General features: G+C 69.4%; 22 protein-coding genes and 1 pseudogene. 7 read left to right on the forward strand and 16 right to left on the reverse strand.

All coding sequences use genetic code 11. From position 1 onward, the window contains the following. Window positions 1-144: 144 nt before the first annotated feature. Entirely contained in the window at window positions 145-369 is a 225-nt protein-coding gene (locus tag E0W78_RS02785) for a hypothetical protein (RefSeq protein ID WP_131402319.1), read from the forward strand. A gap of 338 nt (window positions 370-707) precedes the next feature. Next, complete coding sequence (locus E0W78_RS02790; RefSeq protein ID WP_131402320.1) at window positions 708-1,334, forward strand: DUF6338 family protein; 627 nt, start codon at window positions 708-710, stop codon at window positions 1,332-1,334. Between the two features lie 69 nt (window positions 1,335-1,403). Here E0W78_RS02790 and E0W78_RS02795 read toward each other — a convergent pair whose 3' ends face one another. From E0W78_RS02795 to E0W78_RS02835, 9 genes and pseudogenes are all read right to left on the reverse strand, one after another. Continuing rightward, window positions 1,404-1,760: a VOC family protein gene (locus E0W78_RS02795; RefSeq protein WP_131402321.1), complete on the reverse strand. Its 357-nt coding sequence runs from the start codon at window positions 1,758-1,760 to the stop codon at window positions 1,404-1,406. A 9-nt stretch (window positions 1,761-1,769) separates the two neighbouring features. Then, window positions 1,770-2,198, reverse strand: coding sequence for a hypothetical protein (locus E0W78_RS02800; RefSeq protein ID WP_131402322.1), 429 nt, complete (start codon window positions 2,196-2,198; stop codon window positions 1,770-1,772). Window positions 2,199-2,313: 115 nt separating this feature from the next. Further along, a pseudogene (locus E0W78_RS02805) lies at window positions 2,314-2,457 on the reverse strand (sigma factor-like helix-turn-helix DNA-binding protein); the annotation flags it as partial. Window positions 2,458-2,478: 21 nt separating this feature from the next. Next, on the reverse strand, window positions 2,479-3,993 hold the full coding sequence (locus E0W78_RS02810) for a hypothetical protein (RefSeq protein ID WP_131402323.1): 1,515 nt from the start codon (window positions 3,991-3,993) through the stop codon (window positions 2,479-2,481). 232 nt (window positions 3,994-4,225) lie between these two features. Next, on the reverse strand, window positions 4,226-5,296 hold the full coding sequence (locus tag E0W78_RS02815) for a protein kinase (RefSeq protein WP_131402324.1): 1,071 nt from the start codon (window positions 5,294-5,296) through the stop codon (window positions 4,226-4,228). Next, the gene (locus E0W78_RS02820; protein ID WP_165570378.1) at window positions 5,293-5,586 is read right to left on the reverse strand and encodes a helix-turn-helix transcriptional regulator; all 294 of its coding nucleotides are present in this window, start codon (window positions 5,584-5,586) and stop codon (window positions 5,293-5,295) included. Before E0W78_RS02820 ends, E0W78_RS02815 begins: the two co-directional genes overlap by 4 nt. A gap of 126 nt (window positions 5,587-5,712) precedes the next feature. Beyond that, window positions 5,713-7,038 (reverse strand): RNA polymerase sigma factor, encoded by a 1,326-nt coding sequence (locus E0W78_RS02825; protein ID WP_131402326.1) that lies wholly within the window; start codon window positions 7,036-7,038, stop codon window positions 5,713-5,715. Window positions 7,039-7,168: 130 nt separating this feature from the next. After that, window positions 7,169-8,644 carry a glutamate-cysteine ligase family protein gene (locus E0W78_RS02830; RefSeq protein WP_131402327.1) on the reverse strand — a complete coding sequence of 492 codons (1,476 nt, stop codon included), beginning with the start codon at window positions 8,642-8,644 and terminating at the stop codon, window positions 7,169-7,171. A gap of 10 nt (window positions 8,645-8,654) precedes the next feature. Continuing rightward, window positions 8,655-9,659, reverse strand: a complete 1,005-nt coding sequence (locus E0W78_RS02835) for a DUF4192 domain-containing protein (protein WP_165570379.1) — start codon at window positions 9,657-9,659, stop codon at window positions 8,655-8,657. A gap of 115 nt (window positions 9,660-9,774) precedes the next feature. Here E0W78_RS02835 and E0W78_RS02840 point away from each other — a divergent pair, with 115 nt between their 5' ends. Further along, window positions 9,775-11,103, forward strand: coding sequence for a DNA polymerase IV (locus E0W78_RS02840; RefSeq protein WP_131402329.1), 1,329 nt, complete (start codon window positions 9,775-9,777; stop codon window positions 11,101-11,103). A gap of 76 nt (window positions 11,104-11,179) precedes the next feature. Further along, on the forward strand, window positions 11,180-13,282 hold the full coding sequence (locus E0W78_RS02845; RefSeq protein WP_131402330.1) for a S9 family peptidase: 2,103 nt from the start codon (window positions 11,180-11,182) through the stop codon (window positions 13,280-13,282). A 13-nt stretch (window positions 13,283-13,295) separates the two neighbouring features. Here E0W78_RS02845 and E0W78_RS02850 read toward each other — a convergent pair whose 3' ends face one another. Further along, window positions 13,296-13,838, reverse strand: coding sequence for a hypothetical protein (locus tag E0W78_RS02850; RefSeq protein ID WP_207392601.1), 543 nt, complete (start codon window positions 13,836-13,838; stop codon window positions 13,296-13,298). Window positions 13,839-13,908: 70 nt separating this feature from the next. On the opposite strand from E0W78_RS02850, the gene E0W78_RS02855 reads away from it, so the two are divergent. Both E0W78_RS02855 and E0W78_RS02860 read left to right on the forward strand, forming a co-directional pair. Beyond that, entirely contained in the window at window positions 13,909-14,487 is a 579-nt protein-coding gene (locus E0W78_RS02855; protein WP_131402331.1) for a TetR family transcriptional regulator C-terminal domain-containing protein, read from the forward strand. A gap of 86 nt (window positions 14,488-14,573) precedes the next feature. Then, a complete protein-coding gene (locus E0W78_RS02860; RefSeq protein WP_131402332.1) occupies window positions 14,574-15,518 on the forward strand; it encodes a sigma-70 family RNA polymerase sigma factor in 945 nt (314 codons plus the stop codon). Window positions 15,519-15,733: 215 nt separating this feature from the next. Here the strand turns inward: E0W78_RS02860 and coaE are convergent, their stop codons facing one another. The 3 genes from coaE to E0W78_RS02875 all read right to left on the reverse strand — a co-directional run bounded on the left by coaE (window position 15,734) and on the right by E0W78_RS02875 (window position 18,279). Then, a complete protein-coding gene (gene coaE / locus E0W78_RS02865) occupies window positions 15,734-16,321 on the reverse strand; it encodes a dephospho-CoA kinase (RefSeq protein WP_131402333.1) in 588 nt (195 codons plus the stop codon). Next, window positions 16,322-17,065, reverse strand: coding sequence for an SH3 domain-containing protein (locus E0W78_RS02870; protein WP_131402334.1), 744 nt, complete (start codon window positions 17,063-17,065; stop codon window positions 16,322-16,324). Between the two features lie 236 nt (window positions 17,066-17,301). Then, window positions 17,302-18,279: a helix-turn-helix domain-containing protein gene (locus E0W78_RS02875; RefSeq protein ID WP_131402335.1), complete on the reverse strand. Its 978-nt coding sequence runs from the start codon at window positions 18,277-18,279 to the stop codon at window positions 17,302-17,304. 93 nt (window positions 18,280-18,372) lie between these two features. Between E0W78_RS02875 and E0W78_RS16415 the strand changes: the two genes are divergently transcribed. Next, complete coding sequence (locus E0W78_RS16415) at window positions 18,373-18,516, forward strand: hypothetical protein (protein WP_165570380.1); 144 nt, start codon at window positions 18,373-18,375, stop codon at window positions 18,514-18,516. An 82-nt stretch (window positions 18,517-18,598) separates the two neighbouring features. Here E0W78_RS16415 and rpsA read toward each other — a convergent pair whose 3' ends face one another. The 3 genes from rpsA to E0W78_RS02890 all read right to left on the reverse strand — a co-directional run bounded on the left by rpsA (window position 18,599) and on the right by E0W78_RS02890 (window position 22,576). Further along, entirely contained in the window at window positions 18,599-20,050 is a 1,452-nt protein-coding gene (rpsA, locus tag E0W78_RS02880) for a 30S ribosomal protein S1 (RefSeq protein ID WP_131402336.1), read from the reverse strand. 185 nt (window positions 20,051-20,235) lie between these two features. Continuing rightward, entirely contained in the window at window positions 20,236-21,498 is a 1,263-nt protein-coding gene (locus tag E0W78_RS02885) for a M18 family aminopeptidase (protein WP_131402337.1), read from the reverse strand. A 67-nt stretch (window positions 21,499-21,565) separates the two neighbouring features. Further along, on the reverse strand, window positions 21,566-22,576 hold the full coding sequence (locus tag E0W78_RS02890; protein WP_165570381.1) for a DUF3068 domain-containing protein: 1,011 nt from the start codon (window positions 22,574-22,576) through the stop codon (window positions 21,566-21,568). Between the last annotated feature and the right edge of the window lie 130 nt (window positions 22,577-22,706).

Raw genomic sequence — 22,706 nt, forward strand, 5'->3', positions numbered from 1 at the left:
CACGCCTCAGGATGCGCGGGTTTGGGCCGATCGGCGAGGATCGTGGGACACAGGTCACCTCGACCGCCCCGGAATAGCCCTTCGTGGTTGGATGTTGACCAGAGCGACAACGCACGGACCCGACGACCAGGAGAGAAGGTCACTGTGGAGACACTCGCAGAGCCCACGCTGAACGCCACCGACCGGTGCGATCGTTGCGGCGCGCAGGCGTACGTCCGGGTCACGCTCGGCAGCGGCGGTGAGCTGCTGTTCTGCGCGCACCACGCGCGGGAGCACGAGGACAAGCTGCGCGAGGTCTCGAGCCGCATCCACGACGAGACCGGACGCCTCGTGGCGACCCCGGCCATCGCCGCCGACGACGAGGCCTGAGCCACCCCGACACACCCAGACTTCCACCGCAGGGCCCGGTTCCACTCGGAACCGGGCCCTTGCGCGTCCCCGGCCCCCTAGGGTGCGGGCATGGGTGAGGGAGAGGTGCGCTGGGCGCTGACAAATGCCCCGCCCGCGGCTGGCACCTGTCAGAATGGCCCCCATGACGAATGAAAACAAGCGGTCCGTTCAGGGTGTCCCGAAGGAATCGCGAGAGGGCGAGTTCACCAAGGGCTCCAACCACGTTGGCCAGCAGAAAATCATCGCGCCCCCGCCACCGTCTGCGCCGGTGCAGGCGCCGGTAAACGACTCCGACCCTTCCAGCTCCTAGTCCGCACGTGCTGGCTGCCTCTCTTGTCGGTGTCCTGCTTCTCTGCGCGGTAGTCCCGGGATATATCTACGCTCAGGGCACCAGCCAACATCGCGCGCCGAAGCTCAACCAGTCCGGACTCGAAGAAGCCATATCTCTGATTGCCTCCGGCTTCGTCTTTACGCTCCCGACGGTCATAGCTGCCAGCATCATCTGCCCTGAACGAATCTCGACGGTCGTCCAAACTCTGCGCGGCGCCCAGTACACCAGTACGGATGACATCAGGACGACCGCGATCGTGCTCGCGGCAATGACAGGCTGCGCGGTCACGCTTTCCTGGGTCGCGGCCACCATCTACCGATGTCGCCACGAGAGGATCTCGGGAGAGTCAACGTGGCATGAAATCCTCGGCGGCGCCCCGTCCGGTCATGCCGCGTTCGCTGAGGTGGAGCTCAAGGACGGACGGGTCCTCCGGGGCCAAGTGTCGGACTATGACGGCATTCCACTAGGTCTCGGGCGAGACCTGGCACTCGGGGATCCGCTCTCCTACTACTCCTCGACCCAACCGGTCACGCCCCTACCGGGCGACAGACTGATGGTCCCCGAGTCCGAGATCAGGACCATCACTGTCACGCATGTACCCGTTGCTGAGTAGAACCGCGACCAACGCAGCGGGCAACTTGCTTCGCCCGATGGCTGCTGAACGGTCAACAACTTCGCCGGGCTACTCCGCTCCCCCGGCGTCGACGGCCGTGAGCCCGCCCAGCCCGACCTGATTGCCGTCCGGGTCGAGGTAGTTCACCTTCCGCACGCCGTTCGGGTACTCCTCGCGCGACACAGGCTCCAGCCCGCGCGCCGCAATCTCGGCGACCCGCGCCTCGAGGTCGTCCACGAACAAGAGCACCCGGGCGTGCCCGGCGTGCTCGGGGGCGAGCTCAACGAAGATCGCGCGCCCTTCCGCCAGGTCCCACACCGACTCCTGCGGGGACGCCACGAACGTCGCCGGCTCGCCCAGGAGGCGCTCGTACCAGGCGGCGGCCCGGGCCATCTCGGTCACCGGGAGTCCGGAGAACAGGTCCATCCACGGACGCTAGGCCTCCGGCGGCGACGACGGCAAGGGCCGCGACGACCCCGGTCCGCCCAGGTGCGCGTCCATCTCGGCGTGCAGCGCGTCGAGCTGCGCGCGGACCGCTCGTCGGTGCGCGGCCTTCGCCCGCACCCCGCCGACCGGCATGTCGACGCGACGCTGCAGGTTGCGGGCACGGTCGCGCCACGCGACGGCCTGCTCCTTCTCCTGCGGGGACGCGGCCTCGTCGCCGATCCGCTCGGCCAGCGCTGCGGTCAGCTCGAGTCGGGCCTGGAGCCGCTTGGCCGGGGACGTGTCGGCCAGGTCGCGGAACAGGCCGGTGACCTTGTCCCGGTTGCGCGACTCCAGCAGCAGCGGCCACAGCCTCGGCAGCTGCTTGGCCACGACAGGCGCGTACTTGATCACCTGCTGGGTGACGCTCCTGCGGTCCACGACGCTCCCCTCGTCCGGGCGGATCCCCAGGCTAAGGGTGGTGGCCAAGACCTGCCGCCCGGGACGGCGAAGGGCCCCGGTCCGCATGGAACCGGAGCCCTTCGCCTGGCGTGACTCAGTCGAGGTAGTCGCGCAGCACCTGCGAGCGCGACGGGTGACGCAGCTTGCTCATCGTCTTGGACTCGATCTGGCGGATGCGCTCACGCGTCGCGCCGTAGACCCTGCCGATCTCGTCAAGCGTCTTGGGCTGGCCGTCGGTACCGGATACAAGGCGGATCAACTAGAAGAGGGTAGGCCAGGGCCATCCGTTTCGCAGCGCGCTCTCCTTCAACAAAGCAACACTAGAGTCCGAATCATCGATCCCTTCAAGTTCTGAAACCGGCAGCGAATTACCTTGGATCTCGACAGGGTCTTGCCGTTCCACGATACCCAACCGGTACATACCCTGAGCCTCGTAGACCGCCATCAGACCGCGCATGGCGGCCTGACGCGGCCCACGTGGAATAGCGCTGAAAGCGTCACGGTAGTCCCTCGCGCCTCCACTGAAGTCACCCGCCGCCATTCGTGCGAGGCCTCGCGTGGCCAACATGACCGGGTCCAGGTTGGAGGCACGTCCGAGGATCTTCAAGGCTTCATCGCCGTAACCGCCTGAGGCAAGAATAAAAGCACTCTGGTTGACCATGTAACGACCAGCGATCAACCCCTTCCTCTCCATCCGTCGAACCAACGAGATGGCTGGTTCCCACCGCTCGAAGAGGTGTCCCTCCAGCATAGCAACGTTACCGATAGCGAATTCATTGAATTCGTCCCGCTCCAGAAGTTCGCGGGCTCTATTCAGAGAAGTCTCCCAATCTTGCTTCAGAAATGCGATGTGGGATTCCAAGCGAAGTGCATAGTTTCGAGTGAATTCATGTCGAATTCTGTCATAGAGGCTCTCGACGATCTCCCCGTCCCGCTTGGTGTCACCCATTTCGACCAACCAATCGACCAGATTGGACGAGACCGATTGCCTACACGCATCAAGGACCTTCACAAAAACATCAGCGCGAGCGTTCAGGCCTAGGCGAGCACCCAGTACGGAAGAATACAATTCCGCTTCCGACCTAAGCGATTCCGTCGCAGCCGGATGATTTCCGGCACGACGCAGGACCCTCATCGCCTCAGGCTTTCGATCCATCTGATCCAGAGCTTCGGCCTCTAGACGCAATAGATCAGGGTCATCTATACCGCGTGTCTTGAGCCGACGAACCTCGGCAAGCACCTCCGAGACCATCCCCGCACCCAACATCAGGCGAAGCGAATCGAGTGAGATGTCTTTACGACCAGGAGCTAGCAAAGCCGCCTCTCTAGCGGACTTGATCGCCTTCGCGTAGGAACCAACCCGCCAGTAGGCGAACGCCAGATTCATATGGTCCTGAGGCGTGTTGAAGCCGGATCGCAGGCGACTTCGCAGGTGCTTGATCGCGACGTGGGGATTTCCCAGCTCGAGTTCCAGATAAGCGCGGATATCAAGAGAATCATCCCGCTCCGAATTGTCCAACAACGACAACGCCTCTGAAAACTGTCCCTCGTTTGCGAGGACGATCGCCCAAAGTCGAGTACTCGGCAAATCCGGGCGCCGCGCGCCAACATTGTCCAAGTGCATTTGGAGCTCACCGAAAAGGCCCGCCCGGATCAATTCTTCGCCTGCGACCTCAAGCAGGGCAGCGTCCGCCGTACGGGTTACACGCGCATCGGCCAAAGATACAAGCGAACGCCGCGCAGCATCAATGGCGACCTCCACATCACCGCTCATGCGAGCGGACTGCATTGCGCGCACCCAGCCGGTTGGAGTGTTCATTCGCTCCGCAAATTCCAGACTACGCCGTTGCAGATCGCGGAGGTTGCGTGAGATTACCTCTCCTGAGACAGTGCGGGAAAGACGAGGCCCATTGTCACGCTCACGAAGTTGCTCGCCTACATCCCCGGGGCGAACAGCATGCGGCACGCTCCTAGCCGCTGGGCTTACCCGCGGGGCGTCGAGAGCACTAACGCCGGCCATAACTCTCCTTAGGACGTCGGTTTTCTTTCTCAGAGATCTCTAGACGCTTGATCACAATATCTATGCGTCGAAGCAACCATTCCAAGGACTCAGGGGGAAGATTCACCTTGCGGCCACGAGTAATTTTCAACCTCTCGGCGGGCACCGGATCGCAAAGCACTCTGAGCAAAGATGTCGCGTAAGAGGCAACGTTCCTAGGTAGTGCAGACTCGAACAGATCGAAGGACCGCTCATACTGCGACCGCAGCGACGACAAGTCGGCACGTAGACCAGCACGGACATTTGCTTGATTTCTTGCTAGAAGCTGCCCGTCGGGATTGATGGCCAATGACGATATCCCGACACCAACAATGATCTCAAACAGAACAGACCCAAGCCCATACAAGTCAGCGCAACGGTGGGTGAGAGCGCTATCGTCCCCTTGCGCCCACAAGAATTCGGGAGGCGCGAACCTCAAGTCTCCGCGCCCGAGAACATAGTCGTCGAGAGCATGAACAGGGGGCTCTCCCAGTGACCTCGAGCGCCCCAGATCCGAGACTTTACACCCCTCCCTTCCTATCGAGCTCCCGACGAAGACGAGGCAGTTTGCTGACTTCATGTCCCTGTGGACGACATTTCGCATGTGCATTTGGTGCACACCGAGAACCACCGCCCGCCAGAGTCGGAACTTCTCCAGCAGTGCGAGGTCGTCGGGCGCGCAGATCAGTTCCTCGAGACAGCAGTCGGCCAGCTCAAGAATGATGCATGGGAGTTCCATAGTGAATGGCACCCCCGAACCCACCGCCTCAAGCATCACTTTGACGGTCCGCCTATCACCGTCCATCGCGACAACATTCGAAGAACCTTGGAGAGAGGTCAAGAGACGCGCCTCCCGCTCAAATTCGGTCGACGCGTCCGAATCAGGTGTGGGATTCAGGACCTTCAGTGCGCGACTGTCGCCGGTCGAATCATGGACGATTCTGAAAACGTCGCAAAAACCGCCGCCACCAAGATGCTCAACGATCTCGTACCCATCGACCCGGGTCCCGATGAGCAACGTATCCCAAGGCGCGGTCACACGCCACGACCTTTCTTCCGGATGAGCTCGATTAAGTCGGGATTCTCGAGAAGAATCCTCATTACGTCAGCAGGCACGCGCCCCTCTGCCAGTGCCATTTCATCGTCAGACAATCCGTAATATTGGCGGAGCTGGCCAGCCGACTCCGTCGAGACGCCCCTCAAGCCGCGCTCCATACGAGAAAGTTGTGATGCCGCCAGACCCATGTCCGATGCTGCGGCACGCAAGGAAATACCACGCGCCTCTCGGGCGCGACGGAGAACCTGTGCAGCGGTCAGCTCTTCAGCCACACTGCAATGTACCTTTCGTTGCCGAGAGTGGCAACAGCCGAGCCCGCAGATGCTCGCGCGCGTGCGTTGCTCGGACGACGAAGGGCCCCGGTCCGCACGGAACCGGGGCCCTTCGTCTGGCGTGACTCAGTCGAGGTAGTCGCGCAGCACCTGCGAGCGCGACGGGTGGCGCAGCTTGCTCATCGTCTTGGACTCGATCTGACGGATGCGCTCACGCGTCACGCCGTAGACCTTGCCGATCTCGTCGAGCGTCTTGGGCTGGCCGTCGGTCAGGCCGAAGCGCATCGAGACGACGCCCGCCTCGCGCTCGCTGAGCGTGTCGAGCACCGCGTGCAGCTGCTCCTGCAGCAGCGTGAACGAGACCGCGTCGGCCGGGACGATGGCCTCGGAGTCCTCGATCAGGTCGCCGAACTCGCTGTCGCCGTCCTCGCCCAGCGGGGTGTGCAGCGAGATCGGCTCGCGGCCGTACTTCTGCACCTCGACGACCTTCTCGGGCGTCATGTCGAGCTCCTTGGCGAGCTCCTCGGGCGTGGGCTCGCGGCCCAGGTCCTGCAGCATCTGGCGCTGGACGCGGGCGAGCTTGTTGATGACCTCGACCATGTGCACCGGGATGCGGATGGTGCGGGCCTGGTCGGCCATCGCGCGGGTGATCGCCTGACGGATCCACCAGGTGGCGTAGGTCGAGAACTTGAAGCCCTTGGTGTAGTCGAACTTCTCCACCGCGCGGATGAGGCCCAGGTTGCCCTCCTGGATCAGGTCCAGGAAGAGCATGCCGCGGCCGGTGTAGCGCTTGGCCAGCGAGACGACGAGTCGCAGGTTGGCCTCGAGCAGGTGGTTCTTGGCCCGGCGACCGTCCTGGACGATCCACTCGAGCTCCTCGAGCACCTTCGGCGTGATCTTGCCGCCGGCGGCCAGCTTCTCCTCCGAGAACAGGCCGGCCTCGATGCGCTTGGCGAGCTCGACCTCCTCGGCGGCGGTCAGCAGCGCGACCTTGCCGATCTGCTTGAGGTAGTCCTTGACCGGGTCGGCGGTGGCGCCGGCGACCATGACCTGCTGGACGGGCTCGTCGGACTCGTCGGCCGCCGACAGCGTGAAGCCGGACTTCTCGTCCTCCTTCAGCGTCGGGTCGGTCGCCAGGTCCTTCTCGAACTCGGTGTCGGAGATGTCCGGCAGCACCTTCTTGCCGGTCGCGTCGACCAGGGTCGTCGCGGCGGACGTGTCGTCGCCGGAGACGTCGACCTGGTCGGCCTTCGCCGCGGTCTTCTTGGCGGCCGCCTTCTTCGCCGGCGCCTTCTTGGCCGCAGCGGCCTTCTTGGCGGGCGCCTTCTTGGCGGCGGTGGTCGTGGTCTTGGCAGCAGTCTTCGTCACGGTGCTCTTTTGGGTCGCGGGCTTCGACGGGGACGGGGTCGAGGTGTCGGCGGTCGCCGGAGACACGGTCTTTCTGACGGCCATCAGCACCCCTTCATCGGATCGAGGGCGCAACGATCTGCCCTGCGGTCAACCTCAGCGAGACCAGTGTGGCACGTCTCAGCAAACTCTCATGTGCCAGGTCGGAGGATGCCTGCGAGGGCAGGCGGATCGCTCAGTCGTGGCCCCAGGAGTGCACGGGCTCGTTCGCGTGCATGCGCTCCTGGTAGGCCTTCGTCGTCGCCCGGAGGGCCTCGGCACGGTCCTCGCCGGACCGGCGGCGGCGTCCGAACTCCTCGATCAGCCAGGTGGCGCCGTTGCGGCCGGTGAGGCAGCGCTGCTCGACGACGCCCAGCAGGCGCTCGCGCAGGCCGTCGTCGACACCGGCGCCCCGCAGGCCCTCGTGGGCCATCGGCAGCAGCCGGCGCAGGACGAGCTCGGTGGCCGGGACGGTGCCCAGGCCGGGCCAGAACAGCTGCGCGTCGATGCCCTCGCGGGCGCCGGCGTAGAAGTTCTCCTCGGCCGCCTGGAACGACAGCTGCGACCACAGCGGACGCTCGGCACGGACGAGCGCCCGGACCAGGCCGTAGTAGAGCGCGGCGTTGGCCAAGGTGTCGACGACGGTCGGTCCGGCCGGCAGGACGCGGTTCTCCACGCGCAGGTGCGGGAAGCCGTCCGAGACGTCGTAGATCGGCCGGTTCCAGCGGTAGATCGTGCCGTTGTGCAGGTTGAGCTCGGCCAGCGACGGGATGCGGCCGGCCTCGACCTCGGCCACCGGGTCCTCGTCCTCGACGATCGGGAGCAGCGCCGGGAAGTACTTGACGTTCTCCTCGAACAGGTCGAACACCGAGGTGATCCACTTCTCGCCGAACCAGACCCGCGGCCGGACGCCCTGGGCCTTCAGCTCGTCGCTGCGGGTGTCGGTGGACTGATCGAACAGCGCGATGCGCGTCTCGTGCCAGAGCTGGCGGCCGAGCAGCAGCGGCGAGTTCGCCCCGAGCGCGAGCTGGACGCCGGCGATGGCCTGCGACGCGTTCCACGCCGGCGCGAAGTCGTCGGGCTCGACCTGCAGGTGGAGCTGGGTGCTGGTGCAGGCGGCCTCGGGCATGATCGTGTCGGTCGTCGTCTCCAGCCGGTCGACACCGTCGATGGAGATGGCGATGTCCTCGCCCCGGGCCTTGAGGATCTCGTCCGACAGCAGCTTGTAGCGCGGGTTGGGCGAGATCGCCTCGGTCGTCATGTGCGACTCGTCCAGGGTGGGCAGGATGCCGATCATCAGCAGGTGGGTGCCGATCGTCGCCGCCTTGCCCTGCGCTCCGTTGAGGTCGCCGCGCAGGTCCTCCTCGAGCACCGCCAGCCCGTCGCCGGTCAACGGCCGCGGCGGGACGTTGATCTCGACGTTGAACAGGCCGAGCTCGGTCTGGAAGTCCTCGTCGGCGATGGCGTCCAGCGCCTCCTGGTTGCGCAACGCCGGACGTCCGTCGTCGTCGACCAGGTTGAACTCGATCTCGATGCCGATGTGCGGCACGTTGACCGAGAAGTCGTGGGTGGTGAGCATGCGGGCCAGCACGTCCAGGCACCGGCGCACCTTGGCGCGGTAGCGGGTGCGGTCCTCGCGGGTGAACTCGCGGTCCTCGACGTCGCGTCCCATGCCGCTCACCCTAGGGGCTGGAGGCGTTCCCGTCCGTGCGAGAGCGGCCTCCTTCGGTGGCCAGCAGCTCGTCCCAGCGGCTCGGCGGCACCCCGGCGACGAGCAGCTCGTGGACGGTGCGCGCCAGCGACTGCACGGGTGAGGCCGCGAGGGCGCGGTCGGTGGCCACCAGCGCCGCAGCTCCGTCGCCGCTGCGCCACGCCAGGAACCCGGCCACGGCCAGGACGTGCGCGTCGAACGGCTCGAGCGCGAGCGGGGCGGCCGCCGTCCAGAGCCGCAGGTGCACGGCGGCGTCGTCGCGGCTGAGCCCCCACCACGCGTGGTCGCGCACCTCCGGCACGGCGGTCCAGACCCCGAGCCGCACCAGCGTGGCGTCGCCCGGCACGAAGCCGGTGCGCAGGAACGTCCGACGGACCTCGTCGACCACCCGGCGTCCGCGCTCGGCCAGCGACGGCGGGCCGGGGGTGCGCCGGGCCTCGACGAGCTCGTCCAGCGCCACCTCCGTCGCGGCTTCGGCGGCGGCGCGACGCCGCCCGGTCGCGGGCGCGTACCGGGCCACGAGCGCGTCACGCGACGGCAGGATCTCGCGACCGTCCAGGACCGCGGCCGCGGTGGCCGGGCTCGTGCGCGGCACGTACGCGGTGCCCTCGTCCGGCCCGCCGGGCAGCCAGTAGCGGCTGCGACCGTCGGTGCGCGCCGCGACGACGACGGGCACGGGGTCGAGCAGGTCGGCCACCGCGTCGCACAGCGTGTCGGCCACGTACCCGTCGCCCTCGGTGACGGTGACGAGCACGAGGCCGTCCGGCTCCGCCTGGCGCAGGTGGTGAGCGACCACCCGGGCCGCGGCGTCGACGTCCGGCGCGGCCGGCAGGTCGAGCCGCAGGCGGAAGCCGAACCGGACTCGCTCGCCGTGGGTCGCGACCACGACCAGCGACTCGTGCGGGACGAAGCCGAACAGGGCCGGCAGCAGGTCGAGGATGTCGGGGACGTCGTGGCAGACGTGGCGTGGGGTCATGCGTCCACGCTGTCCGCGGGGACCGACTCCCCCGGCCGTCGGCTCGCAGCGCTGTGGACGGCACCGGACCACCGCCCGTCTGTGGACGTCCGCGGGCTCGGGCAGGATGGACGCCATGCGGGCGGAGGCGTCGATCATGCACCTCGACCTCGACGCGTTCTTCGCCTCGGTCGAGCAGCGCGACAAGCCCTCGCTGCGCGGCAAGCCGGTCGTCGTCGGCGGCATCGGGCCGCGTGGTGTCGTCTCCACCGCGTCCTATGAGGCCCGTGTGCACGGCGTCCGCTCGGCGATGCGCACCACCGAGGCGCGCGCCCGGTGCCCGCACGCCGCGTTCCTGGGCGGCCGCTTCGACGCCTACCGCGAGGCGAGCCGCATCGTCATGGACCGCCTGCGCGAGGAGTCGCCGCTCGTCGAGCCGCTGTCGCTGGACGAGGCGTTCGTCGACCTGGCCGCGGGCGACGACTTCGACCCCGCTCGAGTGCGCGACCAGGTCGAGCGGCTGCGCGCCGACGTCGAGCGCCTGACCGGCGGCCTCACCGCGTCCGTCGGCGTCGCGTCCAGCAAGCTCATGGCCAAGATCGCCAGCGAGCTGGAGAAGCCCGCCGGGTCGTTCGTCGTCGCGCCAGGCAGCGAGCAGGAGCTGCTCGGGCCCATGCAGGTCACCGCGATCCCCGGCGTCGGCCCCGCGACCGCCGAGCGGCTGCGCCGGGTCGGCATCACGACCGTCGAGGAGCTGCACGGCCCCTCGCAGGACGAGCTGGCCCGGCTGCTCGGCAACGCGTCCGGCACCTCGCTGTACCGGCTCGCGCGCGCCGACGACGCCCGCCCGGTGGTGGCCGAGCGCGAGACCAAGTCGGTGAGCGTCGAGGACACCTTCGAGACCGACGTGACCGACCGGGCGCAGCTTCAGCTCGTGGCCGAGCGGATGGCCCGGCGCGTGGCCGCGCGGCTCGCGTCGCACGGCCTCTCCGGACGCACGGTGACGCTCAAGGTGCGCCACCACGACTTCGAGACCCACACCCGCTCCACCACCCTCGCCGGTCCCACCGACAGCGCCGCCCTGCTCGCCGACACCGCCCGCGCCCTGCTCGCCCAGACCGACCTCGGCGGCGGGCTGCGCCTGCTCGGCGTCGGGGTCAGCGGACTGGCCGACTGGGTGCAGGACGACCTGTTCGGCGCCAGCGCGCCGGAGGAGCCCGACGACGACGTCCCGGAGGCGTACGAGCCGGAGGTGCCGCGCTGGTACCCGGGCATGGACGCCTCGCACGACGAGCACGGCGACGGCTGGGTGTGGGGCGCCGGGCTCGGCCGCGTGACCGTCCGCTTCGAGACCCGCCACACCCCGCCCGGGCCCGTGCACACGTTCCGCGCGGACGACCCGGCGCTTCACGCCGGGCACCGCGGCCCGGACACGACGGAGGCCCCGGGTACCTTCGCCTCATGAGCGAGCGCCAGCGAGCGACCATCGGGCCCGTCGTGCCGGTACCTCCGTACCGTGCTCTTCCCACGGAGGTGACGGCATGACGTCGGAGGCCCCCGTCGCGAAGGTCGTCCCCACCACCCGCACGCACCACGGCGACGTGTTCGTCGACGACTACGAGTGGCTGCGCGACAAGGACTCCCCCGACACGCTCGCCTACCTCCAGGCCGAGAACGCGTACACCGAGGCGCAGACCGAGCACCAGGCCGACCTGCGCCAGACGATCTTCGAGGAGATCAAGGGACGCACCCAGGAGACCGACCTGTCGGTGCCCACCCGGCACGACGGCTGGTGGTACTACTCGCGCACCGTCGAGGGCCAGGAGTACGCGCTGCGCTGCCGCTGCCCGCTGGCCGACCCCGACGACTGGACCCCGCCCGAGCTCGACCCGACCCAGCCGATCGACGGCGAGCAGGTGCTGCTCGACTCCAACGTCGAGGCCGAGGGGCACGAGTTCTTCTCGCTCGGTGCGTTCACCGTGTCCCCCGACGGGCACCTGCTGGCGTACTCGGTCGACGTCGAGGGCGACGAGCGCTACACGATCCGGGTCAAGGACCTGCGCACCGGCGAGCTGCTGGGCGACGAGATCACCGGCGCGTCCGCGGGCGTCACCTGGTCCGGCCGCGGCACCCACCTCTTCTACACGACCGTGGACGACGCCTGGCGTCCCCACCGCGTGTGGCGGCACGCCCTCGGCTCGACCGGCGCGGACGTCCTGGTGCACGAGGAGACCGACGAGCGGTTCTTCGCCGGCGTGGGCATGACCCACTCCGAGCAGTGGATCGTCGTGGCCGCCTCGTCGAAGATCACCAGCGAGGTGCGGGTCCTGCCCGCGGACGACCCCGAGGGCGAGCCGCGCGTCGTGTGGCCCCGCCGCGAGGGCGTCGAGTACTCCCTCGAGCACGCGGTCGTCGGGGGCGAGGACGTCTTCCTGGTCCTGCACAACGAGGGCGCCCCGGACTTCGAGCTGGTCAGCGTCCCCGTCGACGCGCCGCAGGAGCGCACCGTGGTCATCCCCGGGAGCGACGAGGTGCGGCTCGAGGACGTGGACGTCTTCCAGCGCCAGGTGCTCGTGTCCTACCGCCGCGACGCCCTGCCCCGGGTCGCGATCATGCGCCTGACCGACGACGGGTTCGGCCCGCTCACCGAGATCGACTTCGGCGAGGAGCTCTCGAGCACCGGCGTCGGCGCGAACGCCGAGTGGGACCAGCGGCTCGTCCGCGTCGGCTACGCCTCGTTCGTCACCCCGCCGTCGGTGTACGACTACGACGTCGAGACCGGCGAGCGGCACCTGCGCAAGCAGGTCGTCGTCCGCGGCGGGTACGACGCGAGCCAGTACGAGCAGCACCGCACGTGGGCGACCGCGCCGGACGGCACGCAGGTGCCGGTCTCGGTCGTCGCCCGCCGCGACACCCCGCGCGACGGCACCGCCCCGGCGCTGCTCTACGGCTACGGTTCGTACGAGATCAGCATCGACCCGGCGTTCTCGATCAGCCGGTTGTCGCTGCTCGACCGCGGCTTCGTCTTCGCCGTCGCGCACGTCCGCGGCGGCGGCGAGATGGGCCGCCGCTGGTACGACGAGGGCAAGACGCTGACCAAGCGCAACACCTTCACCGACTTCGTGGCCGCCGCCGAGCAGCTGGTCGCCGAGGGCTGGACGAGCCCGGACCGCCTCGTCGCCGAGGGTGGCAGCGCCGGCGGGTTGCTGATGGGCGCCGTGGCCAACCTCGCCCCGCAGGCGTTCCGCGGCATCCTGGCCGAGGTGCCGTTCGTCGACAACCTCACGACGATCCTCGACCCGTCGCTGCCGCTGACCGTCATCGAGTGGGACGAGTGGGGCAACCCGCTGGACGACCCCGAGGTCTACGCGTACATGAAGTCCTACGCGCCCTACGAGAACGTCGGCGAGCACGCCTACCCGGCCATCTGCGCGGTCACGAGCCTCAACGACACCCGCGTGCTCTACGTCGAGCCGGCCAAGTGGGTGGCCCGGCTGCGGGCCACGGCGCGCTCCGAGCGGCCGATCCTGCTCAAGACCGAGATGAACGCCGGCCACGGCGGCGTCAGCGGCCGGTACGCGTCCTGGCACGAGCGGGCGTGGGAGCTGGCCTGGATCATCGACACCGCCACGCAGGACGCCTGACGGTCGGCCCAGGTCAGGGTCGCGCCGGTTCCCGGCGCGGCCACAGGCTGTACGACACCGCCCACACCAGCTCCACGGCCAGCACGACGCCGAGCACGGGGTAGATGCCGCGCAGCGCGTCCGTGCGCGACGGGTCGTCCACCAGGCGCTCGAGCAGCAGCAGCAGGCCGGACGCCACCGCGGCCGCCGACGCGCTGCGCACCACGTCGGTCCAGCACTGACGTGCGTAGGCCACCCCGTACCGCTTGACCGGCGCCGGTCCACCGGCGAAGCGGTGCGCGAACCGGACGTCGGCCCAGCGGATCATCGCGTGGCCGTAGGCCAGCGAGAAGCCGAGGTAGACCGCGGCCAGGCCGTGCGCGACGCTCGCGGTCGCGCCGTGCCGCAGGTCCACCACGGTGGCGGCGAGCAGGACGAGGTCGACGACGGGCGTGAGCGCCAGCAGGACGAGCCCCAGCCGGGGCGCCCGCAGCACGTACCGGGCCACCAGCCCCGCGCCGATCAGCACCCAGAAGCCCACCTCGCAGGCCACGATCACGGCCAGGATCAGGTCCATCTCTCCGCCTTCCACGTTGTAGCACGGTCGTGCCACAACGAACGTAGCACGACCGTGCTACGTTGCCGACGTGCCACCCCGTCTCGACGTCGACGCCCGCCGCGCCCAGCTCGCCCGGGCGGTCTGGCACGTCGTCCTCACGCAGGGTGTGGGGGCCGTCTCCGTCCGCACCGTCGCCCACGAGGCCGGCGTCGCCGTCGGCTCGCTGCGACACGTCTTCCCCACGCGCGCCGAGCTGCTGGAGTTCTCCGCCGAGCTGATCGTCCAGCGGGCCGCCGAGCGCGTCCGCGCCGTGCCGCAGGACGGCGACCCGCTCGCCCACGCCCTGGCGGTCCTCGAGGAGCTGCTCCCCCTCGACGCGACCCGGCGCGCGGAGATGGAGGTGAACCTCGCGCTGGTCGCGGAGGCGCCGGCGCTCCCCCGGCTGGCGGCGATCCGCGACGAGGCCGCCGCGGGCATCGCCCTGCTCTGCCGGCAGGCGGTCGAGCGGCTCGGCGGCCGTGACGACGAGTCCACCGTCCGCCGGCTGCACGCCCTGCTCGACGGCCTGGCGCTGCACCTGCTGTCGCAGGAGCCCGGCGAGGACGTCACGTGGGCCCGGGCCCTGCTGCGGGCCGAGCTGGAGCGGATCGCGTCACACCACGGCTAAGAAGCGCCTGAGAGCGGAATCATTCGCCCGGGGAGTCCGTTGACGGTACTGGACGGAGCAAACCGGACGAGAGTGGTGAAGATTTGATGGCGAGCACGAGCACTGAGGTCGAGGGCAAGGACAGCGTCGGCATGTACCTGGCCGAGATCGCGCGCACCCCGTTGCTGGACGCGGCGCGCGAGGTCGAGCTGGCCAAGGCGATCGAGGCCGGCCTCTTCGCCCAGCACCTGCTCGAGACCGGCCGCGTCGGACGCCGCAAGGGCGGCGCCCCGAAGTCGGCCACCGCCGAGGAGCTGGAGTGGATGGTCGCCGAGGGCGAGCGCGCCCAGGAGGAGTTCACGCAGGCCAACCTGCGCCTGGTCGTCTCCATCGCGCGCAAGTACGGCCGCGCCCAGATGCCCATGCTGGACCTGGTCCAGGAGGGCAACACCGGCCTGATCCGCGCGGTCGAGAAGTTCGACTACGCCAAGGGCTTCAAGTTCTCCACGTACGCGACGTGGTGGGTGCGCCAGGCGATCACCCGCGGCATCGCGCAGCAGGCCCGCGTCGTGCGGCTGCCCGTGCACGTGGTCGAGGAGCTCAACCAGGTCACCGGCGCACGTCGCACGCTCGAGCGCCAGCTCGGCTACGACCCCGAGCCGGCCGAGATCGCGCACGAGCTCGGCATGACCGTCGAGCGCGTCATCGACCTGCTGTCCTGGGGCCGTGACCACGTCAGCCTCGACACCCCGGTGGACGAGGACGGCGACACCTCGCTGGGCGACCTGATCGCCCGCGAGACCGCGCCGGGCCCGGACAACCAGGTGCTCGACGTCGAGGCCAGCGACCGGCTGTCGTCCCTCATCGCGGAGCACCTCGCACCGCGCGAGGCCGACATCATCCGGGCGCGCTACGGCCTGCTCGACGGACGTCAGCACAAGCTGGCCGACATCGGCAAGCGTCACGGCATCTCCGCCGAGCGCGTGCGCCAGCTCGAGCGCGAGTCGCTCACCACGCTGCGCCGCATCGCCGACCCGGACCTGGCCGCCTGACGCACCCAGACCCATCAGGGCCCCGCTGACCGACTCCCCCGACGGTCGCGGGGCCCTGGTGCGTCCGGAGCCCACCGCCGCGGCACCGCTCCCCGAGCGTCGACGGCACCGGTCCCTGAGCTTGTCGAAGGGACGCACGCACGACGCTCCCCGAGCTCGTCGAAGGGACGCACGACGACGCTCCCGAGTCGGCCCGGGGACGTGCTCGATGGGGCTCAGGAGCGAGCCAGCGTCTCCCACAGCGCGTCGACGGCGGCCCGCAGGTCGTCCGGCGTGCCGGAGTTGTCCAGGACGTGATCGGCCGCGGCCAGCCGCTCCTCGCGGCTCAGCTGCGCGCCGATGCGCGCCCGCGCGTCGGCCTCGGTGAGCCCGCGGCGCTCCACGAGGCGCTGCACCTGCGTCTCGACCGGCACGTCGACCACGACCACGGTGTCCATGGCCCGGTGGGCGCCCATGTCGACCAGCAGCGCGTTGTCGTGGACGACGACGGCGTCCGGACCGGCCTCGCGCTCGAGCAGCGCGGCGCGCTCGCGGATGGCCGGGTGCGTGATGCCCTCGAGGTCCTTGAGGGCGGCCGGGTCGGCGAACACGATCGCGCCGAGGGCCGGACGGTCCAGCGTCCCGTCGGCGCGCAGGATCTCCGCGCCGAACCGGTCGGCGATCGCGGCCAGGCCGGCGGAGCCGGGCTCGACGACGTCGCGGGCGAGCTGGTCGTAGTCGAGCACCGTCGCGCCGAGCTCGCGCAGCCGGGTGCTGGCGGTGCTCTTGCCCGAGCCGATGCCGCCGGTCAGTCCGAGCCGCACTCAGCCCCCTGTGGTGACGTGCACGTGGTCCATGTGGTTGGCCGTGGCGGAGCCGCGGTCCTCCATGGAGCGCCAGCCGTCGCCGGCGCGCTCGGTGGTCCAGATGCGCTGGCGCCAGATGAGCTCGGTGACGCCCAGCTCGGCGGCGTGGTCCTGCAGCCACTCGGCGATCTCGGTGCCCAGGTCGCTGCTGACCATGATGTCGAGCGCACGGCCCTGGCTGTGCATGCCGTCGCCGCGGATGCCGCCGTAGACCTGGATCTGCGGGTAGCGGGCGCACACGGCGCGGTGCACGTCGATCGTGTTCTGCTGCAGGCCCTGCTCGACGTCCGAGCCGGTGGCGCACGGCGCCGTGCCGATCGGCTCGACCTTCGGCTTCGGCTTGGGCTTGCTGGTGGAGAGGTAGTCGACCCGCACCCAGCGCCGGGCGCCCTGGTACACGACCTCGGCGTAGCGGCCGTCGCGTCGGCCGGTGACGGCGACCGTCTTGCCCTTGGTCACCTCGCCGACGACCGCGGCGTCCTTGAACGGGCCGATGCGCACGTCCAGCGCCGTGACGACGAAGCGCTTGCCCCGCACCTGCACGGTGCGGCTCTCGGTGAGCGGCGGGCGCACGTCGGTGCTGCGCGAGACGGGCGGCGCGGCGGTCGTGGCGGCCGGGCTCGACTGGTCGGCCAGCGTGCGGCCCACGGACGCGGCGGCGGTCGTGGCCGGCGGGTCGTCCGCGCGGTCGGGCGCGGTCACGACGGCGACGGTGCTCATCGCAAGGGCAGCGGCGCCCACTCCGGGCAGCGCGGTGCGGAGCACGCGCTCGCCGAGGGGTGCTCGACGGCGTCGACGGTGGCCGGGGGAAGCCACGGGAGCATCACCTGCAGGACGGTCGGGGACGGAACGAACCGGACCGAGTCAAGCACACCTCGCGAGCAAAATCACGCGTCAGGACGATCTCGGCGGACGTCCCGCGGGGGTGGTGAGCGGACTCACGCCACGACGCCGTCGGCACAGGCGTCGTCCACGCAGCTGAAGCGCTTGCGGTAGGCCTGCGGCGAGAGGCCGACCGCGGCGGAGAAGTGGTGCCGCAGGGTCGCGGCGTTGCCGAACCCCACCCGGGCGGCGACGGACTCGACCGGCTCGGCGGTCTGCTCCAGCAGCTCCTGGGCCAGCGCGATCCGCTCCCCTGTCACCCACTGCAGCGGCGTCGTGCCGGTCTCGTCCTTGAACCGGCGCGCGAACGTGCGCGGCGACATGTGGGCCTCACGCGCCATCTGGTCGATGGTGAGCTGCTCGTCGAGCCGCTCGCGCACGGCCTCCAGCAGCGGCGCCAGCGTCTCGGCCGGCGTCGGGCGGACCGGCGACTTCACGAACTGGGCCTGGCCGCCGTCGCGGTGCGGCGGGACGACGATGCGGCGGGCCGTGGTGGCGGCGGTGCGCGCGCCGTACCAGCGGCGCATGAGGTGCAGCGAGGCGTCGATGCCGGCGGCGGCTCCCGCCCCGGTCAGCACGCCCTCGTCCTCGACGTAGAGCACGTCGGTGCACACGTCGGCCTCGGGATACATCGCGGCGAGCCGTTCACCGTAGCGCCAGTGGGTCGTGCAGCAGCGGCCGTCGAGCAGCCCGGCCGCGCCGAGCGTGAACGCGGCCGAGCAGTGACCGAAGATCATCGCGCCGGCGGCGTGCGCGCTGCGGACCGCCTCGAGGACGGCCGGGTCGTGGTCGAGGAAGTCGTGGTGCGGCGCCACGGCGACCAGGTCGGCGCCCTCGATGACGTCCAGACCGTGCTCGACCACCAGGTCGAAGCCCGAGCGGCCCTTCACGACGCCCGGGCGCGGGGTGGCGATGCTGAAGTCGAACTGCGGGTTGTCGTCCTCGGGGTGGTACGGCTCGTCCCACACCTCGACGAGCGAGCCGAGCCCGAACGGCTCGGCGTGGTCCTGGACGATGACGACGACCTTGCGCATGTGACCAGCCTCGCACATCGTTGGCAGGATGTCGACGAACCATGGCAATCCCGCCACTGGTGGCAGCATCTCGTGGGGCGAAGAATTACTGCCATGATGATTCTACTGCTCCTGCTCGCGGCGGTGCTGGTGATCGCGCTCAGCATCGTCGTCGTCGACCACGACGGATACGGCACCCGTCCCGCTCCCCGCAGCCACTGGCAGGACGTCACCGGCCCGTGGGGGCCGCCCCGATGACGCCCAGCCCCGACAACGACGAGGCCCCCGACCAGATGGTCGGGGGCCTCGTGCGTGCGGCTGCGCTAGGCGGCCGGGGCGATCACTCGCCGCCGGTCAGCTTCTCGCGCAGGGCCTGCAGCGCCTCGTCCGAGGCCAGCGAGCCCTCGGCCGGCGCGGCCGGCTCGGAGCTGTAGTTGCTGGTCTCGGCCGCCTCGCGGTTGGCCTTCTCGGCGTCCGCGATCTGACGCTTGTGCGCCTCCCAGCGCTCGTGCGCCTCGGCGTACTGCTTCTCCCACGTGGCGCGGGCCTCTTCGAAGCCCTCCTGCCACTCGCCGGTCTCCGGATCGAAGCCCTCGGGGTACATGTAGTTGCCCTGCTCGTCGTACGAGGAGGTCATGCCGTACAGCGTGGGATCGAACTGGTCGTCGTCCAGCGCGACCTCGGTCTCGTTCGCCTGCTTGAGCGACAGCGAGATGCGACGACGCTCGAGGTCGATGTCGATGATCTTGACCATGACCTTGTCGTTGATCTGCACGACCTGCTCGGGGATCTCGACGTGGCGCTCGGCCAGCTCGGAGATGTGCACGAGGCCCTCGATGCCGTCCTCGACGCGCACGAACGCACCGAACGGGACGAGCTTGGTGACCTTGCCCGGGACGATCTGACCGATCTGGTGGGTCCGGGCGAAGTGCTGCCACGGATCCTCCTGGGTCGCCTTCAGCGACAGCGAGACGCGCTCGCGGTCCATGTCGACGTCCAGCACCTCGACCGTGACCTCGTCGCCGACCTGCACGACCTCGTTCGGGTGGTCGATGTGCTTCCAGGACAGCTCCGAGACGTGGACGAGTCCGTCGACGCCACCGAGGTCCACGAACGCACCGAAGTTGACGATCGAGGAGATGACGCCCTTGCGGACCTGGCCCTTCTGGAGCTCGGTCAGGAAGTTCTGGCGGACGGCCGACTGCGTCTGCTCGAGCCAGGCACGGCGCGACAGGACCACGTTGTTGCGGTTCTTGTCGAGCTCGATGATCTTGGCCTCGAGCTTCTGGCCGATGTACGGGTCGAGGTCGCGGACGCGACGCATCTCGACGAGCGAGGCCGGCAGGAAGCCACGAAGACCGATGTCCATGATGAGGCCGCCCTTGACGACCTCGATGACGGTGCCCTCGACGACGCCGTCCTCCGCCTTGATCTTCTCGATGTCGCCCCAGGCGCGCTCGTACTGCGCACGCTTCTTGGACAGGATCAGGCGGCCTTCCTTGTCCTCCTTCTGGAGGACGAGGGCCTCGACGGAGTCGCCGACAGCGACGACCTCGGAGGGGTCCACGTCGTGCTTGATCGACAGCTCACGCGAGGGGATGACGCCCTCGGTCTTGTAGCCGATGTCGAGGAGGACCTCGTCACGGTCGACCTTGACGATCGTGCCGTCGACGATGTCGCCGTCGTTGAAGTACTTGATGGTCTTGTCGATGGCGGCGAGGAAGTCTTCCTCGTTGCCGATGTCGTTGACCGCAACCTGCGGGGCCGCAGAAGGTGCGATGCTGCTCGTCATATAGGAGATGCTCCGATGGATGGATGTAGTCGAACCGGGTGCGTCGCGACCTGTTTTCGTGAGCTTGTCGAGAGAATCGCCCGACACGGGCACGAGCGCGACCTGCTCCCTTCGAGGGCACGCAGGCACACGGCGCCCGTCGATCCTACGCGACGGGGCCCCGTTACCTCAATGCAGGCGCGCCGTCAGTCCTGCGGAGCCAGGAAAGCGGACAGCGCCTCGGCGTAGAGCGGCACGTCCGCGGCGGCCATCGTCTCGCGCACCGAGTGCATCGCGAGCTGTGCGGCGCCGACGTCGACGGTCGTCATGCCGGTGCGCGAGGCGCTCAGCGGGCCGATGGTCGAGCCGCACGGAAGGTCGGCCCGGTGCACGTACCGCTGCAGCGGGACGTCGGCCTGCTCGCAGGCCAGCGCGAAGGCCGCCGTGCCCACCGCGTCGGTGGCGTAGCGCAGGTTCTGGTTGACCTTGAGCACCGGTCCCCCGCCGAGGTCGACGTGGTGCAGCGGCTCGTGCCGCTCGGGACGGTTCGGGTGCGTCGCGTGCGCCATGTCGCCCGAGGCGCACAGCGAGCCGGCGATCGCGCGGTGGAGGTCGTCGCGCGTGCCGCCCGCGGCGAGCACGATGCGCTCCAGGACGCCGGTGAGGAAGTCCGAGAAGGCGCCGCGCTCGGACGTGCTGCCGACCTCCTCGTGGTCGAACAGCGCCAGCACCTGGCGGACGCCCTCGACGTCCGGAGCGCCGAGCAGCGCGCGGGTGCCGGCGAAGCAGGTGCCCTGGTTGTCGAGCCGGGGCGCCGACACCAGGTCCTGGCGCGCGCCGACCAGCCGGCTGGGGGTGACGTCGTGGGCCATGAGGTCGAAGCCGAGCACCTCGTCGGCGTCGACGCCGGCCTGGGCGGCCAGCCACGACAGGAAGCCGCCCTGCGGCGAGACCGTCCAGAGCGCGTCCAGGTGGCGCTGCGGGTCGGGCTGCACGCCCTTGCGGTCGTCGGAGAGGTGGATGGCCAGCTGCGGCACGCGCAGGACGGGCTCGTCGACGCGGACGAGCTCGACCCGGCCGTCGCGCAGCGCCAGGCGTCCGGCCACGCCGAGGTCGCGGTCCATCCAGGAGTGCGTCCACGCACCGCCGTACGGCTCGAGCGCGACGACGCCCAGCCCCTCGGGGCGCCGGTCGTGGTGCTGCTTGAGCCGCAGGTTCGGGCTGTCGGTGTGGCCGCCGACGACGCGGAACGGGTCGGACGGCGACGTGGACCCGACGGTCGAGAAGGCGATCAGCGAGCCGCCGCGGACGACCACGTAGCGGCCCGGCTCGGTCGGCCACGGGTCGCGCTCGTCGACCTGGCGGTAGCCCGCCCCCTCCAGTTCGGCCAGCACGGTGGCGCAGACGTGGAACGGGGTCGGCGAGGCGTCGACGAAGGAGCAGAGCTCCGCGGCGGGGGCGTGGACCATGGCGCTCACTGTAACGACGACGGCCCCCGCACCACGGGGGTGCGGGGGCCGTCGAGCGGCGGGAGCGTCAGGCGGTGGTGCGGACGCGCTCGTCGGTGGCGCGGCGCTCGCCGCCCTCCGGACGCTTGCGCAGGACCAGCACGACGCCCAGGCCGATCAGCACGAGGCCGAGGATCAGGCCGCCGAGCGGGATCCAGGTCTGGATCGCGTTCAGCAGGGTGACCTTGCTGGAGTACTCGTCGACCGTGTCCTTGACGTTCTGGTCGGTGTACTGCAGCGAGGCCTCGGTCGTGGTCGCGATGCGCTCGCCCTGGTACTCCAGCCAGCCGTCCTGGGTCTCGCCACCACGGATGATGACGCCCGTGGTCGGCTCGACGTTCAGCAGACGGGTGTTGGAGTAGATGCGGTCGGCGGTGACCGTCGGGTTGGAGACGCCGGCGAGGGTGCCGGGGACGGCGATCGTGCCGGTCTTGGTCGGCTCGATGACCTGCTCGAACTGGTAGACCTTCATGCCCTCGAGCTCGGTCTCCTTGACGAACTTCGCCGGGGTGGCCTGCTTGATCGTGCCGTCCCAGAACTCGTAGTCCTTCTTCTTGGTGTCGAAGGGGAACTTGAAGTACTGGCCCTCGAAGCTGCCGCGCACCGTGGTGCCGTTGCTCTCGGTGCGGGTGCCGTCCCAGCTCACGGCCTCGCCGGTGTGGCGGTCGAAGGCGACGATGTCGTAGGTGCTCGCGAGCGGGGTGTCACCCGAGCCGCAGTCGAAGTCGGGGGTGTCGGTGCAGACGAACGTCTTCCAGACCGCGACGTCGCGGTCGAGCTCGTCGCTGGCCTCCTTGCTCATCTCGACGTCGCCCTGGACGGTGCGGGTCGACTTGAGCGGGGTCTGCTTCTCGACCAGGCCACCGGGGATGTCGAGGATGGTGCCGTCGGCGCCCTCCTCCGTGGCGGAGATGCTCGTCGTCTCCTGGTTGAGCGGCACGACCGCGAGACGGTCGTACATGTAGAACTTCGACAGTGCGGCAAGCACCAACAAGAACGCACCAAGCACGATGGCGACGGTGCCGAGCTTCTTACCCACGAGGGCTCCCTCCAGAGAACTGATCGGACAGACCGTACCAGTGAGTAAGGTCGCAATGTGGCGTCTGACACAACTTTGCGCGTGATGGTTTTTCCACCGGCACGAATGCGGCCGTTGCCGCGTGGCCCAC

The organism is Aeromicrobium sp. IC_218, from assembly GCF_004336805.1.
Taxonomy (GTDB): Bacteria; Actinomycetota; Actinomycetes; order Propionibacteriales; family Nocardioidaceae; genus Aeromicrobium.